Origin of the sequence: Enterococcus ratti (genome assembly GCF_001886195.1) — a bacterium.
In the GTDB taxonomy this organism is placed as follows: domain Bacteria; phylum Bacillota; class Bacilli; order Lactobacillales; family Enterococcaceae; genus Enterococcus_B; species Enterococcus_B ratti.
The window spans coordinates 20,837-37,207 of sequence record NZ_JXLB01000020.1; the positions used below are offsets into that span (position 1 = coordinate 20,837).

The window sequence follows — 16,371 nt, forward strand, 5'->3', positions numbered from 1 at the left end:
TTGAAATTATTTATAACGCTTCCACCATTGATTAATTTAATTGTAACACGATTATTTTGTTATGTACAACCTGTTTTTTATTTTTGAAAACTTACTCATAAAACAATAAATTTTGTGTTTTATCTTAATTATTTATACCAAAAAAACAAGGAAAAATTTTTCTTTGTGTTATTTGTATCAAAATGATTTAAATGTTATCATACAACTAACTGTTGGAGGAATAATGAGGAGGAAGCATACTATGTTAGCAAATTTTAATGAAAACCTTGAAAAATATGCCCGCTTAATCGTTGAAACTGGTGTAAATGTCAAAGAAAATCATACGATTGTTTTACAAGTTCAGGTTGATCAAGCACCATTGGCTCGTTTAATTACTAAAGAAGCTTATCGTTTAGGAGCAGCGGAAGTGATCGTACAATGGACGGACGATACAATACAAAAAGAATTTCTTGTTTATGCTAGTAACAATCGTCTTGAAAATATCCCACAATATAAAATCGATCAAACAGAAGATTGGATAGCTAAAGGAGCAAGTAGAATCAGTGTTGTTTCTGCTGATCCGGATGCTTTTGCTGGGGTAGATGGAAAACGAATAGCTTCTTATCAAACAGCAGTTGGTAAGGCAATGTTCAACTTGAGAAAAGCAACTCAAGCAAATAAAGTTAGCTGGACGGTGGTGGCTGCCGCAGGAAAGCAATGGGCAGCTAAAGTTTTCCCAAATTTACCAGAAGAAGAACAACTTGATGCTTTGTGGGATCAAATTTTTAAAACTACTCGTATTTATGAAGAAGACCCTGTACTTGCTTGGAAACAACATGATGAAAAATTAGCAAAAAAAGCAGCAGAATTAAACAAGGAACAATTTACAGCCTTACATTATACCGCACCCGGAACAGATATCATCATCGGATTACCAAAAAATCACCTTTGGGAAGGCGCCGGCAGCTATAATGCCCGTGGTGAAAAATTCATGGCAAATATGCTGACTGAAGAAGTTTTCACTGCGCCTGATTGTCGCCGTATTAATGGCTATATTTCAAGTACAAAACCACTTAGTTACGCCGGTACGATCATTTCAGGGATGAAGTTTACTTTCAAAGATGGAAAAGTTGTTGACTTTTCTGCTAAACAAGGCCAAGAAGTATTAGCAACACTATTAGAGACTGACAAAGGCGCTCGCTCGTTGGGAGAAGTAGCACTCGTACCAGATCCTTCACCAATTTCTCAATCGGGGATCATTTTTTACAATACATTATTTGATGAAAATGCGTCAAATCACTTAGCCCTAGGTTCAGCCTATGCCTTTAGTGTAAAAGACGGCACCGAAATGACAGAAGAAGAATTAATAAAAGCTGGACTTAATCGTAGCCAAACACATGTGGATTTTATGGTTGGTTCAAATCAAATGAATATTGACGGAATCCGAGAAGATGGCTCCGTTGTGCCTGTTTTTAGAAATGGTGATTGGGCTTAACTTCCCTTGCTTTTCTAAAAGACTGATGGACTAACTAATCGTTTCATTTCAAAAATAAGCTGTAATTTACAAAAATTATTATCAAATTTTTGTAAGTTTCAGCTTATTTTTAAAGTGACTATTCTTATTCTTTCCCCCCTTTAAAAAAAGCACCAGCTAATTTATCTTCCGCACTTTCTTGTCAAAACCATTTTATTAGCAACAATTACGTAGTGTAATCCTTTACAAATGATCAGAGAAATTTTTATTTATATAATTTTTTATTATATATACTATTAATATTTTTTATTAAAAAAATTTCCAATATTTGTTAATATTTATAAAAAGAGAATCATTTTTTAAACTAAAAAAATCATGGAGTGTTTCAATGCCTTTTATCGTTTATTTTTTTATCTTACTATTAACCCTTTATATTCCTTTACCGACAGTTCTATTATTTTTTCACCGCTTATCCTATCAACCTGATACCGTTACAATGGTTACAAAAGGATTTTTACTATTGTTTGTCTATTTAGATTACAAATTCAGTTTTTATTGTATTCATAATTGTAAAGTAAAAAAACGCTATTACTTGTACCTTATCTTTATCAATTTATGTGAAGCAACTGTCCATATTTACTTAATGACAACTTATAAAACCGTCAGTTTAGGAATTATCTGCTTGAGTCAATTCTTGTTACTCATTTGCATGCTAATCTTTCCCTTGTCAAAAAGATTTAGAGAAACACTATTTTACTAAAAAAGTAGCTTCTTTTATTAAGTAAGTAACAGACCGTATGCTTAAGTTTAGCTTAAAGAGTAAGTAACTTTTTAAAATTTACTCATTTATCTAAATTAAATCACTACCAGTATTCCTGTAAAATCCTACCAACGACATAAGCTGGATGAATTCCGTAAGGTGAATGCGTCTAAAAAACCTAGAATAAAATGAAGACCGACTGGCATATTTTTGGCACAAACACAAAACACCCCCCTGTATCACAAAGGATACAGGGAGGCTTTGTACGTTCCTGACTGGAATCGAACCAGCGGCCTATCGCTTAGGAGGCGATTGCTCTATCCTACTGAGCTACAGGAACACATGTCAATAGTATCATTTTAGCTTGTTTATGAATGACTTGCAAGCTTCTGTTAAAAAAACCTTTTCTACTAAGCTAAACTTTTCCCCTTCTTCTTATAAATGCTAGAGTAAACTTATACTATATATAAAGAAGAAACGGAGACTTTATAATGGCTGCTAGACCAAAAGAAAAGGTGTAGGTCAAACAACTTGATGCTTCAAAAAAAGCACGTGAACGTCTTTCAAAAAAAGAAATCAAACAACATAAATAAGACAACCGGACGCAAAAAGTTAGTCGAAAATTTAAATTTACGAAAAAAGAAAATTTATTCTAGTGACAGTTTTTCTTTGCCATATTTTACAAAAACAAGACGTAACTTACAAGCAAGATTAGCTGGTTAGTTACGTCTTACAATAAAACAATTGTTCTCTACTTATTCTTTAAAATTCGTCTACTGTTTCTAACCTTTTAGAAGTAATCATTTAGAATTGGCTGCTGAGTTGGAAAACATTTTCCCATTTCTAAAAGGGAGTTTGTTGAAAGTGTGAGCTTTTCAAAAAATGCAAGCTCTTCTATTTTTTGATACCCCATTAGTAATTGGGTTACGTGTTGAATTGTCCCACTTATCACCGGCAATTTTGTTTGTTCTACTTTTTTTATCTTTGTCTCATCATTTTTAATAGTTAGTTCAAAAATGCCTTCATTCCAAGTTGCATAAGCGTCTTCTGTTACTTCAAGTGCAAAAGTGACGGCTTTTTTTCTAAAGGGATAGTCTTTTAAAAATAGTTCCATGTCAACAATTCTCCCCATCATATACGGCGTAATAGTCGTCTTAGCCGATGGATTTTTTAGTAAATAATTTAGATTATTACTGGAATATCCACAAGAATACTCAAAGGATTCAAAAGCCCCGCTATGAGAAGCGACAAATCTGATTAATCCGTTAAAGGCTTCATGATTTAAATAGCCCCATTCTATTACTACAAATCTAGGTGCCATTAACTGATAAACAACATATCCTTTTGCGTTCCCTGTAGCATCATAATATAAAGCATAATGATTTTCTTTTTTCTGCTTAAATTTATACGTGTACCACCACTCTTTTCGGTTCAACCCACCACGTTGATTTTCAGACATTTTTCCATAAATCTTTTCGATTGCTTTTTTTGCTTGCTCAAAAGTAACTCGTTTCATTTTTCCAGAAGTTTTTTTCACATTTGGAACTAATCGGCTATCTAATCGATAATTAATTTGATCAAATAATTGCTCATAACCATATCGACGATAAAACGGGTAAGAAAAAGGAGCTAAGTAAGAAAGACTCACTTTTCTTTCACGGCAGTCTTTTAGAATTTTTTCCATAATTTGATTAATTCCCCCCTGTCCCCTACTCTCCGGGTAAGATGCTACATAACCAATACCTGCCATTAAGTATTCTTTACCATAAAAATTTACGGAAAAAGGTGTAGCCATCACTTGACTTGATAGCCGTCCGTCTTCATCAAAATAGCCGTAATTCCATGAATGTTTAACGATCATTTGGAAACGTTCACGTCTTTCTGGTGTATTCTTTGCATTAAAAGCATAGGTTGCCAGCTTGAACATTTCTTCTTTATAGGCATCTTTTAACTCTTTTACTTCATTTGCCATTTTTTGTTACCCCTTTCATTAAAAACAATAAAAAATTGTGACAAGTTTAGTGCTTCAACAATCGTCACTTTATCAAAATAAAACAATTATTTCAATAAACTACTATTGAATCTACACTTTTTTGCCACAATCTTTTTGTTAAACTCATTTTTTACAAAAAATAAATACAGATCGTTTCCTCTTACTGGCTTCAAATGAGTGGTTAACATTTCTCAATAAGTTCCTTCAATCATCTCTAACATTTTATTAAATCTTCGTTTTTTAAAATACATTAACAGCGTTCCTAAAATCATATCATTTAATTTTTGCAACAAACCATAAGATTCCATTTGTTCAGTGTAGCGTACTTCACAAGTCTTGTCATCTAAAGGTTTAATTTGATAATGAACAACAAAATCATTTTTTGTGGTAGATGTTCGAAACTTATACGACTGATTTTCAATTACTTCCTCAATTTTGATTCGAGCACGATTATTTTTTGAGAATTGTTTAATATATTCAAAGTTTTTCAATTGTTTACGAGTTACTGATTTTCCAGTCGCTTTACGTACATCAAAAAGGACAGAGTCCATCACTTTATCATAGAAAAAGGATGCTGGCATATTTAATTTTCTCACTATTTCCATCAATTATTTTTCTCCTTTGCTTCCTCTCGTTTTTTCCCTTTTAAAAAGAAATGTATGCCTAAACCTACCAGAAATAGTCCCGTAACCATACTATATAAATCATAGCTTTGAGAATGAGGATTTAAAGAATATAATACAATTAATGAACCAATACTACATAAAAATAAGCCGTTTTTCATCATTGCGAACCCTTCCTATCTTTTAAACATTTTTACTAAACTGCGGTTGCTTGAAAATATAAAACCGTTCCCCATGGCTGGGCTTTAATTAATTCTTTTGCTTTTTGTGCCGCTGCCTCTTTATTTTTTGCACTTGTTTCAAAAAATAATTTGATTCCTTGTTTTTCTTTAAAAGTATAAGAAATTCCTTCTTCATTATATTCTTCTAATAATTCTTTAATTGCATCTTGTTGCATTGCGCTGGCGATTGAAATCATAAATTTTCCTCCTTATTCTTTAATTCGTTATACAAAGGTGGAGCAAAAGATCCAACTTCGAGAAAATGAGCGTTTCAACTTATATCTATTTGATTCATTTTTTGAAATTCCTGCTTTTGCTCCTACTATTATTTCATGGTGTAAGACAAATCTTTATCTTATCCTTTTCTTATTGTTCTCCTTTAGCTGGATCCATTTTATTAGCTGAAATAACAAATGGAGCCCAAATCAAGAAGGTCACGATCATACAAACCAATGTGACAATTGGTGCACGCCAATCTGCTCCTGTCGCTAAAAATGAGAGTAAAAATGGTGGAACGACCCACGTCACTTGTTGAGATACCGGCGCCACTAATCCAAGATAAGTTGCTACCCATCCGATTGCTGTAGCTACAACGGGTGCTACTAAAAACGGAATAAACATAATAGCATTTAAAACAATCGGCAATCCAAACATTACTGGTTCATTAATATTGAAAATACCGGGTCCAATGGATAATTTAGCGACAGTTAAGTAATCTGCACGTTTTGAAAGTAACAAAATAGCAATCAATAAAACAATTGTTCCACCAGAACCGCCAAACCATGCAAATGCATCAAACGACCCACGAACCCACATATATGCTTTGTCATCTTTAATTGCATCTAAAACTGCTGGCGTACCAGTTTTTCCGTTATATCCTTTTTGGAAGATATCAATGTTAATTAATTGCGCTTGTCCCCAAATTCCCTCTAATACTGGAGCCAATACATTGGGACCATGAATACCAAAAAACCAGAAAATCTGAACAAAAATAGTAACGATCAGAACGGCTCCAATTCCTTGGGATAATCCTAAGAAAGGTTCAGCAATATATTTTTGAACTAAATCAATAATCAGTTGCCCTTCTGCCACGCGACTAACAATATAATTAATGATTGCAACTACATATAAAGCAATAGTGGCTGGCAAAATCGCTGCAAAAGCTTTAGAAACTGCTGGTGGTACTGAATCTGGCATTTTAATTGTGATGTTTGCTAACATTAATTTACAGAAAATAACTACCGAGATTGCTCCCATGATCATTATAGTGAAATAAGCGTTTCCATTTAAATGATCCAGCTTTAGCCAACCCCAAAGTCCCACTGATAAATTTCCATCTGCAATAGTAGCTCCTAATTCGGTACCATTGATTGCATCTGCTACATTTTGCGGAACAGTGACATTTAAAGCAGCTGATAATGACGGCCCAAAAGCGATTCCTTGAATAAGTGTCGCAAGACCAACAATCCCACCCGCTAAGTCATTGACACCATATGCTCTTGCAAGATTATATCCCCATGAAAAAGCAAAGATCAATCCAGCAATTGCCAGTGTTCCATTCCATACAAATCCATTGATACCAATAATTACATTTAATACAGAAAAAATCCCTTGGTCTGCTGCTAAACTATCTGCATACGTAGGAATAAATTGCTGGGGTAAATCCCGAATAATTGCATTGATCATTACAGCGACTGATCCAGCCATTGTTGCAGGCATCGTACCGATAAAAGCGTCACGCAAAGCAACTAAATGTCTTTGCGCACCAATTTTTGCGGCAACGGGAAGGATGTATTTCTCCATCCAACTTGTTAAACCATTCATTTTTATTTCCTCCTATAAGTTATTTATATAAAGTATTCTCTCTTTATATCTAATGAAAAAATCCATTCAAAAATTTTTCTTCTTCCGTTCAAAAAAGAAGTTTTTTGTTATTTTTAACAAATGCTTATTCATCATCGATACAATTCGAATAGCTTTTTTAACTCTTTAACTAAATCTGTAAAAACAATAGATGTCATTAAGTAACCTTGATTTTTTACAGTCAAGATAGTTAGTGTATCTATGCTCTTTCCGTGCTTTTTGAGCAAGCATTTGTGTCTGAGAATGATGGGCTTATAGCAATGACTCTTTTATTTAGCTAATTCAAAATCCACTTTCTTATCTTCGGTAATCGCTTTCATTCTAGCGTTTTTAGCATTCTCCTAAACATAATTAATCCCGTGATGGCTTTAAGATTTTGTTGTTCTTCCACCATTGCTTCTCGTTAATGCATTAATTTTTCGGCTTGTTCTAGCACTTTTTCACCATTCATCATGCCATAATCTTGCATATTGATTATATCTAGCGGAATCCCTTTTGAAGCCAATTTTTGCTCAAATTGTGCTTTCATGAAACGAACTTGCGGTCCGAGCAGTAAAACATCTACATCTTTTGTTTCAAGATGATTATCTGCATCAGAAGCCGAAACAGCAAAAATATCTGTTTCTATTCCTTTTTCTTCCGCCGCCTTTTGCATTTTAGTCACCAATAAACTTGTACTCATTCCAGCAGAGCATACTAACATAATTGTTTTTTTCGCCATTTTCTTCACTCCTTTTAATTTTACTTACATAAAATTATAATGCAAGAAGCATGCCAAATAAAAAAAGAGCTAAAATAGCGTTTTCAAAACCTTTAGCTCTTCCTTTTTTTGTGCGCACACTATAGAATTGTGTGTAAAAAAAAGATTAGTGTGCTTTATTTTTTAATTTTATTTTCAATAAACATTTGCGTCAAGAAAGCTATTTCGTTTTCCGGAATATTCACATGATATTTTCTTTCCAATCCAATCAAATTCGTCCGAACAATATCCATTTCTAAACGGTAAATCTTAGAAAAAGTAGAAAAATGATCAAATTCTCTCGTTTTCTCTCGTTTGATTAATCCCTCAAGTAAAAAGGCTAAGTGGATAATAATACCAATATCTACACCCGGCTCTACAATAACCGAAAGATCTGTTTGAATTTGTTGAATAATCTTTTGTAAGGAATGAATAAGAGACTCGACAGAAGGAATGGAGCTTAATGATTCCTTTAATGAATCAACGATCTTAGCTGTTGGAACCTCATCATCTGCAATTCGTTTTAACATATTTAATTTTTCATCATCAAAAATATCATAAGCAGAAAAGAACGGAATATTTTGATAGTCCACTTCTACAGTACCAGCAATCGCTTTTATTTCATATTCTTTTAATAAAGCATCAATATGTCGCTTAAATGATTCACGTTCTAAAAATTGCATTTGAATGACTTCTACTTTTTTTGGATCAACTACTGGGACAATTCGTTCGTATAGTTTTGCAGCTACCCCTTCTCCTGTAAAACAAGTAACAATAACTGCTCTTTTACGTTTAAATATTTCTTGATGATCCACTTTAAACTGGTCTTTAACCATTGTTTCAAAAGAAATTTGAATACTTTGATAAATATCTTCTAAACTTCTACCAACGTTAGCCATTCGTATTGCTTCTATAACAACCATCGTACTACTCATAGTGATAGCTTTTGTTCGGATTCCTGTTTCTTCAAAAATCAAATCACCAAATGTATTCAAAGACCCCATATCTGTAAGTAAGATTAGACCATTCGTTAGTTTTTCTTCACGACTTTGGACATAACGCAATACCTCTTCATACATCGTCTGAACTTCCATCGTTAAAGGCATATTAAAAGCTGTTCCTAGCTTCGTTCCTAACAATTCTTGAGCCATTTCTAACATACTTGTAGCTGTTTGTCGGCCGTGCATTAAAACCAATACATCAACTTTATTTTCTTTAACCGGTTCACTTTCACCAAGATTAATAGATAAAAACATACTAATAAAGCCAATCTCATCAAAAGGGATCTCAACTTGTTGCTCTTCTTCAATAATCGTAGACAAGTCGATAGCTATTTGAAATTCTTTTTTAAAATTTTTACGAACATTGTTTAAATTAGGATGAACAATCATATGCCCCTCTTTGACACGATCTAGCGTACTTTGTAAATGAAGTGCAAAGGCAAAACGAGCTTTTTCATTGTAAAGACGATCCAGTTTTTTTTCTGCTATATCGTAAAGCTTGTTTGTCAAACGCCAAATATCGTCTGGCAGTAGATCTTTGGGAATGGAACTTCTTGTCAATTCTTTTACATACGTTTGAAAATATGCATCGACGTCTTTTGAGATTAACGTCTCTAAATCGACACTTTTGACACCCGTTTCTGATAAAGTAAGCACTTTTTCTTCAATGTCATTATAAACCTGCATATTTCGTTCAGGGTCTTGTGACCAAACAACATCAGCAAATCCCGGCTCAAACGTAAGGTACTGACTTTTGCTATCCATAAAACGATCCAAGCGTTCAGGAACTTCTTTGATTTTTAATAAGCCTTTTTGAACTTGAAGAGAAAGTTCTTCCTTACGAATAAGCAATTTTTCTTCATTATGTGTTCGATAATGTAAAAACGCCTTCGCACATACGAGCTTCAAATCACGTTTAACTTGGCCGATATTTCCTTCAGCATCATAAAGCATAAACGCAAGAATCGCTTCTTTTTCAATGTCAATTCGTTGATTCAAGCGATTTGCTTCTTGTTTAATAAATAAAGAAATAATTTCATAACGTTCATCTAACGAGCGAGAAGCAAGATTAGGCAACGTGATCGCCATCGGGATTCTTCGATTGAAGGTTGTTAAAAAGCTGTCAGATGATTCAGTCGTCGCTCCGATAATTTGAACAGACGCCTTGTGCACATGGGCGCTTTCTCCCAATGGCCGATACACTCCTTTGTCAATAAAAGTAAATAACATTTCCTGCCCTTCAGGAGGTAAACGATGGATTTCATCAAGAAATAAAATCCCTCCATCTGCTTTAGCCATCAGTCCTTGACTATCTTGAGCAGCACCAGTGTAAGCACCTTTTTTGATCCCAAAGATGTGTCCAAAAAGAAGTTGCGGGTTTTGCGCATAATCTGCACAATTAAAAGAAACAAAAGGCGCATCTTCCGGGAGCATTTCTGAGGAAACAGCAAAATGATACATACATTCCGCAAACATGGATTTTCCTGTGCCTGTTTCACCAAAAATAATGGTGTGTAACCCCCTTGGTGGATATAAAATTGCTGCTTTGGCTTGTTGAATGCTTACTTTCAAAGAATCATTTTCCCCTACCAATGTATCAAATGTTACTTGTGTCGATGCATCCACATGGACTTTGTCTAAAACAGTTTTTTGCGGAGGCATTGAATAAACGACCGGTCGACCGGAACTTTTAACAATGCAGCGTTCTTTATATAAATCACTTAGGTACCTGCTGGCATTGCTTCGATCAATTTTTAGCTGCTTTGCTACATCACTTGCCGTTAATCCTTGTTGATTCTTCTGCAATAGCGCCAATATTTTTTCTTGTCTTTCATTCATACAATCCCTCTTTCATTAAATAACAATGATTCCGTTTTCATTACTCTAACATAAAAAGGCGTTTATTTACGCCTTGCTCCATGATTATGTTCTTTGTTTTTAAGTTTCTTTTTCGGCGAATGAATTTTTTCACCGATCTTTTTTTCTTTTTTTTGAAGAAACAAAAGGAGCTTTTTTATGTGAAGCATTTTCCATCCATTTTTTTTCTTTTTGGGGTAATTCTTTGACTAGTTGCCCCCCATAAAGAAAAATTTCTTCTATTTTAGTATTCATAAGACGTACTATTTTTTTCAAATCTCTTAGCGTATTCTCTTGAACAAAAGTAATGACGATGCCATCTTTTCCCATTCTTCCAGTTCTGCCTGCACGGTGTAAATAAATCTCTTTGGTTAACGGAACTTCTGCATTAATTACATAAGGCAGTTGATCAATGTCTAATCCTCTAGCTGCAACATCCGTTGTAAGCAAAGCAATTATTTTTTTATTTTTGAATCGTTCAAGCGCTGCTTTTCGCAATAATTTATTTTGATCCGAAGCTAAGCTGCCAACTGGCACTCCTCGAAATTGTAATTTTTCTTCCATCATTCCTAATTCATTTAGCTGGTTGAAAAAAACTAATCCTTGAAAATCGTCTACATAAGCAAGCCGTCGCAAATAGTCTTCTTTTTTACGAGACGGTACACACAAAAAATAATGCTTCTGTCCTTTTCTAGAATCATCTTCTTTCGTAACGTCAAAAATAGGCGGATTGGTATTTGTTATTTCATTGATTTTCTCAACCACACGATTAGCTGTCGCACAGAAGAATGCCAATTGGTAATCTACGGGCGCTTGGCGCAAAATTTGTTCTATTAATGGACGATTTCCTTCGTCTAATAGCTGATCTGCTTCGTCCAATACAATGGTTTTTATTTGATGCGCTTTTATTTTTTTTGTCTTCATCAACTCCAATACTCGTCCCGGCGTTCCTACTAAAATTTCCGGCTGCTTCTTTAATCTTTCAATTTGGCGTTTTATATTTGCTCCACCGACCATAGCTTGTACTTTTAAGTCCAATTCTTTTGCCCATTCTCGAGCAACTTCTGTTACTTGAATAGCTAGTTCCTGCGAAGAAACAAGTACTAGCAAGGCGCTTTTTTCACCTTTAGAGACATTCAAAAGTAACGGCAAAAGATAAGCCAAAGTTTTTCCTGAACCTGTAGGTGAAATCCCAATAATGTTTTCTTTTTCTTTAAGTAGTTGAAAAACTGCTTGCTGGATCAGTGACGGATCTGAAAATTTTTTTCTTTGCCATTTTTCTTGCCACGCTTGTGGAAATGTTTGTATCAATTCATTCATTTACTATTCATCCTCATTATCCGCATCAAACTTGATGCCGCCATTTTTTCTTAAGTGATAAACTACTTGATTCACATTACGAGCTAATTCAATCCACTCTTCGTACAACAATCCCCAAGTTGGATCTGTAGGATGATTGATCACGTGAGCAAAATCGGCTGCTTCTTCGATCATCGGATTTTCAGCTGCTGTGATGTCTAATTTATCGATTTTCTGATGCTGTCTATCATGAAACTCAGCTTTTTCAATTGCATTTACGCCGTTCATGACTAAGGTTCCAGAGTTAAAATAAATTTCAGATGGTAAATAGGAGTCCCCAATTTTACCTGGTTGAACCGTCACATCAAATGTTTCATAGCGTAAGATACCCCATCCTAATCCATCAACACCGGTTGAAATCTTTCGAGGAAAATAATGAACTTCTGAAGGCATCCCAAACCAGCCAACGGCAGCATACACGAGATAGACGCCTAAATCCATCATCGCACCACCAGAAAAATGAGTAGAAAAGATATTAGGCGTTTGCCCTTCTAAAACTTGATCATATCGAGAAGAATATTTCATGTAACTAAAATTGGCTCCAAGAATTTCCTCTTTTAACGGCAAGTACTCCGCGATTTTTTGAAATCCTTTTTCATGAATATTGCGCGCAGCTTCAAAAAAGAAGACATGGTGCTGATTCGCTAGATGAATAATTTCATCCATCTCTTCCGGTGTACTAAAAGCTGGCTTTTCAACGATCACGTTCTTTCCTGCTAAAATTCCTTGTTTTGCTTGTTGAAAATGAAGACTATTTGGTGAAGCAATATAAACAGTATCGACATGTTCAAGACCAAAAAACGTTACTAAATCTGTAGCGTAAAAAATATCGCCTTGATAGTTTGCACCAAAGTCTTGTGCTTTTTTTAACTTTCTCGAATAGATGGCCGTTAATTCATATTTTTTTGTAGCTAAGGCTGCTTGTACGAATTGATGCGTAATCCAGTTGGTTCCAATAATGCCTAAATGGATCATTTCTTATGCCTTCTTTCTATCTATAAAATTAGAATCCTCCAAGAATTTGCGCCGAAAAGGATGGTTTGTTTCAAAGTGACATACATACGATCCTGTTTGACTTTCGATTCCATATAGACTAAGACATGGACATCAAAGCAAACAGCTTTTTAGTCCTATCACTAAAACAGGCGCTCATCCTTCTAAAAATCATCACTTTTTTCCTACTATTTTATCCTATCATAATTTAACAAAAAACTCTTTAAAAACCCGTCGAAAGTCTGAGAGAAATGTTTATTTTTTTGAGGTACAATTTAAATACAATAAATAGGAGAAAAAACAAATGAACCTTTTCCATATGAATTAGGAGTGAAAACTGTATGAGGCGAAAAAAAAGAATTTATGGAATCGCTACCTTTTTAGCTATTTTATTAGGAAGAATGATGTTAAAAAAAAATCGTCTGCCCTCCTTTGACCCTGTTCAATATCACGGTAGTTGGAGTTTTACAGATGAAAATAAGCAGCCTCAACAATTATTGATTACTTCAACTTTTGATTTATCCATCAATGGTCACTCTTTGAAAACAAAAGTCGTGGAATTGAACAAGCAACAATTAACCTTACAAGATCAATATGGTTTTTATTTAACCCTGTCTTACAGCAATCAAACTTTTTACGATGAATCTACTGATATCACCTATCCTTTAAAAAAACAGCATGAGAAAATAATCTAAAAAACGAAAGAACTATTTTTTATCTTTCGTTTTTTCTTTTTACTTAACCATTGATTGATTTTTTTCGTTTTTTGTCTAGAAAAATAGTCATTTGAGTTTTTTTTTGATAAACTTACTAGTGATGGTTTACACCATGAAAGGATGATTGAACATGACACCAAATCGAGAAGATTATTTGAAGATCATTTTGGAATTAGGTGGCGATACAGCAAAAGTAAATAATAAGCAAATTGTCTCTAGCCTTGCTGTTTCTCCAGCTTCCGTTAGTGAAATGATTGCCAAACTGGTAAAAGAACAGTTGGTTGAACATTCCCCTTACCAAGGCGTACAATTAACGGATATCGGCTTGCAAAAAGCCAGCAGCTTAATTCGCAAACATCGCTTGTGGGAAGTATTTTTAGTTGAACACTTAGATTATAGTTGGAATGAAGTACATGATGACGCTGAAGTGTTAGAACATGTGACTTCAGAACAGCTTGCAGATCATTTAGAAACCTATTTGAATCATCCTATGCACTGTCCGCATGGCGGTGTTATTCCGAAAAAAGAACAAGTAATCCATGAAGAACGCAGACAAACATTAGAATCGTATCCAGTTGGCTCCAAGGTTCGAATTGCGCGTGTTTTGGATGAAAAAGAACTGCTGGATTATCTCGTAACCATTGACCTCAATATTGATGAAGAATATGAAATTATTGATATTGCAGCTTATGAAGGCCCCATCACAATTCAAAATCCGCAAAAAAAAATTGCTGTCAGCTTTAAAGCCGCCAGTACGATTTTTGTTGACCAATTATAAAGGAGCGCACTCACATGTCTAATGAAAAAAAAGTTTTGTTCACGATATTTGGCGGTACAGGGGATTTAGCACAGCGTAAATTGTATCCTTCGTTATTTCGTCTTTATAAAAAAGGAAAACTAGGAGACCATTTTGCAGTAATTGGAACAGCTCGAAGACCGTGGAGTGATGCGCATTATCGAGAAGTTGTCGCAACAACCATTCAATCGTTGAATCCTACTCAAGCAGAAGCAAAAGAATTTGCCAGCCACTTTTATTATCAATCACATGATGTCAATGATTCAAAACATTACAACACTTTAAAAAAATTAGCCGATCGTTTAGATGCCACTTATCACTTAAATGGGAATCGTATCTACTACTTAGCCATGGCGCCTAAATTTTTTGGAACGATCGTTGCTCATCTAAAATCGCAAAAAATTGTTACGGAAAATGGATACAATCGTTTAATTATTGAAAAACCATTCGGATCAGATTATCAATCCGCATTTGAGCTTAATCATAAAATTCGTCAAGTGTTCCCTGAACAAGATATTTTTCGAATTGATCATTATTTAGGAAAAGAAATGATTCAAAATATTTCTGCCATTCGTTTTGCTAACAACATTTTCGAGTCACAATGGAACAATCGCTACATCGATAATATTCAGATTACCTTTGGTGAAGCATTAGGTGTAGAAGACCGTGGAAACTACTATGATCACAGCGGAGCTTTAAAAGATATGGTTCAAAATCATATTCTACAAGTCGTTGCTTTATTAGCCATGGAACCTCCTGTTGTTTTTTCTGAAAAAGAAATTCGGACAGAGAAAATTAAAGCATTAAAGGCAATTCGCATTTATGAAAAAGAAGAAGCTTTAAAAAACTTCGTTCGTGGACAGTATGCACCGGGAGAACTAGAGAATCGCTCGTTCAAAGGCTACCGTGAAGAAGATAAAGTAGCGCCTCAATCAACTACGGAAACTTTTGTCGCCGGAAAATTTCTTATTGATAATTTTCGCTGGTCCGGCGTGCCATTTTATGTTCGCACGGGAAAACGTTTAACTGAAAAAGGCACACGAATTAATATCGTTTTTAAACAAGTGCCCGTTAATGTCTTTAAAACTTCCATTGATGAGCCATGTAAAGATACCTCTCTTTCGCCAAATGTTTTAACGATTTACATTCAGCCAACAGAAGGATTCTCCTTAACCTTAAATGGGAAAAAAGTAGGTCAAGGATTTAATACTACCTCTAGAAAATTGGAATACCGCAACAGTGCAGAAATGGTTGAAAATAGTCCTGAAGCCTACGAAAAACTGCTCTTAGATGCTTTAAAAGGAGATGGAACAAATTTCTCTCATTGGGAAGAAGTTGCCCAATCTTGGCATATCGTAGACGTCATTCGCAAAGCATGGGATCAAGTTGCACCTGAATTTCCTAATTATAAAGCGGGGACGATGGGACCAGTTGCAGCTTTTGAACTACTCGAACAAGATGGTTTTAAATGGATCTGGCAACCAGATGAATGGTATCGTAAACGCGGAAAATTAAACGATTAAATGAATCACTGATTCCCTTGCTATGAATTGACGCCGTACGACAGAAAGTTTAAAGTTTCATTTTACTAGCATAATCTTAAAATTCTAAGCAATTCCTTACAGTAAAATAAGACACATAAAATACAATAAAATCTAAACAGCAAGATCCCATCTTAAGAAATATGCTGAAATTTACAAAAAATTTCGTCAAATTTTTGTGAATTTCAGTTTTTTTAATCCGTCATCGCTTTGTAAGGAAAAGCTGATTATTTTTATCTTATACTTGAAAAAACAGTCACGCTATTACTTTCTTCGCCTTTATTTTAAAATCATTTTTTCTGTTCAATGAAAATTCGGATAGCCGTTAACTATATTTTTCTTCTATTCGAAAAAATCAGTCAGCTTTTCTGTTGACTTATAGCATAATTTAAAAAAATGCCCTCTTGTAAGAAGGGAACACTAGAAAGGATGCCCTCCATGTCTTTAACGTTTACT

Annotated in this window: 14 protein-coding genes, 1 tRNA gene and 1 pseudogene; 5 read left to right on the top strand and 11 right to left on the bottom strand. The window is 34.6% G+C overall.

Going from position 1 to position 16,371, the window contains the following annotated elements; translation table 11 throughout:
- The first annotated feature begins 241 nt into the window (after nt 1-241).
- On the top strand, nt 242-1,474 hold the full coding sequence (locus RV14_RS09415; RefSeq protein ID WP_071856013.1) for an aminopeptidase: 1,233 nt from the start codon (nt 242-244) through the stop codon (nt 1,472-1,474).
- A gap of 367 nt (nt 1,475-1,841) precedes the next feature.
- Complete coding sequence (locus RV14_RS12740) at nt 1,842-2,213, top strand: hypothetical protein (protein WP_071856014.1); 372 nt, start codon at nt 1,842-1,844, stop codon at nt 2,211-2,213.
- Between the two features lie 266 nt (nt 2,214-2,479).
- Here RV14_RS12740 and RV14_RS09425 read toward each other — a convergent pair.
- The 11 genes and pseudogenes from RV14_RS09425 to RV14_RS09475 form a co-directional block, all read right to left on the bottom strand.
- Nucleotides 2,480-2,553 (bottom strand) — tRNA-Arg (locus RV14_RS09425).
- Between the two features lie 450 nt (nt 2,554-3,003).
- Nucleotides 3,004-4,185, bottom strand: coding sequence for a GNAT family N-acetyltransferase (locus tag RV14_RS09435; RefSeq protein WP_071856016.1), 1,182 nt, complete (start codon nt 4,183-4,185; stop codon nt 3,004-3,006).
- Nucleotides 4,186-4,397: 212 nt separating this feature from the next.
- Entirely contained in the window at nt 4,398-4,811 is a 414-nt protein-coding gene (locus RV14_RS09440; RefSeq protein WP_071856017.1) for a DUF3284 domain-containing protein, read from the bottom strand.
- Nucleotides 4,811-4,993: a DUF3188 domain-containing protein gene (locus tag RV14_RS09445; RefSeq protein ID WP_071856018.1), complete on the bottom strand. Its 183-nt coding sequence runs from the start codon at nt 4,991-4,993 to the stop codon at nt 4,811-4,813. The genes RV14_RS09440 and RV14_RS09445 overlap by 1 nt, the downstream gene beginning before the upstream one ends.
- Nucleotides 4,994-5,025: 32 nt before the next feature.
- Entirely contained in the window at nt 5,026-5,247 is a 222-nt protein-coding gene (locus RV14_RS09450; RefSeq protein ID WP_071856019.1) for a hypothetical protein, read from the bottom strand.
- Between the two features lie 169 nt (nt 5,248-5,416).
- The gene (locus RV14_RS09455) at nt 5,417-6,874 is read right to left on the bottom strand and encodes a PTS sugar transporter subunit IIC (protein WP_071856020.1); all 1,458 of its coding nucleotides are present in this window, start codon (nt 6,872-6,874) and stop codon (nt 5,417-5,419) included.
- 131 nt (nt 6,875-7,005) lie between these two features.
- Nucleotides 7,006-7,304, bottom strand: a pseudogene (locus tag RV14_RS13065) (PTS lactose/cellobiose transporter subunit IIA).
- A gap of 12 nt (nt 7,305-7,316) precedes the next feature.
- On the bottom strand, nt 7,317-7,634 hold the full coding sequence (locus RV14_RS09460) for a PTS sugar transporter subunit IIB (RefSeq protein WP_071856021.1): 318 nt from the start codon (nt 7,632-7,634) through the stop codon (nt 7,317-7,319).
- Between the two features lie 155 nt (nt 7,635-7,789).
- Complete coding sequence (locus RV14_RS09465) at nt 7,790-10,492, bottom strand: sigma-54-dependent transcriptional regulator (RefSeq protein WP_071856022.1); 2,703 nt, start codon at nt 10,490-10,492, stop codon at nt 7,790-7,792.
- 129 nt (nt 10,493-10,621) lie between these two features.
- The gene (locus tag RV14_RS09470) at nt 10,622-11,830 is read right to left on the bottom strand and encodes a DEAD/DEAH box helicase (RefSeq protein ID WP_071856023.1); all 1,209 of its coding nucleotides are present in this window, start codon (nt 11,828-11,830) and stop codon (nt 10,622-10,624) included.
- 3 nt (nt 11,831-11,833) lie between these two features.
- A complete protein-coding gene (locus RV14_RS09475; RefSeq protein ID WP_071856024.1) occupies nt 11,834-12,844 on the bottom strand; it encodes a Gfo/Idh/MocA family protein in 1,011 nt (336 codons plus the stop codon).
- A gap of 359 nt (nt 12,845-13,203) precedes the next feature.
- Between RV14_RS09475 and RV14_RS09480 the strand changes: the two genes are divergently transcribed.
- The 3 genes from RV14_RS09480 (at nt 13,204) to zwf (ending at nt 15,897) form a co-directional block, all read left to right on the top strand.
- Nucleotides 13,204-13,557 (top strand): DUF4828 domain-containing protein, encoded by a 354-nt coding sequence (locus RV14_RS09480; RefSeq protein ID WP_071856025.1) that lies wholly within the window; start codon nt 13,204-13,206, stop codon nt 13,555-13,557.
- Nucleotides 13,558-13,708: 151 nt separating this feature from the next.
- Nucleotides 13,709-14,356: a transcriptional regulator EfaR gene (gene efaR / locus RV14_RS09485; RefSeq protein ID WP_071856026.1), complete on the top strand. Its 648-nt coding sequence runs from the start codon at nt 13,709-13,711 to the stop codon at nt 14,354-14,356.
- A gap of 14 nt (nt 14,357-14,370) precedes the next feature.
- Nucleotides 14,371-15,897, top strand: a complete 1,527-nt coding sequence (zwf, locus tag RV14_RS09490) for a glucose-6-phosphate dehydrogenase (protein ID WP_071856027.1) — start codon at nt 14,371-14,373, stop codon at nt 15,895-15,897.
- Nucleotides 15,898-16,371 lie beyond the last annotated feature (474 nt).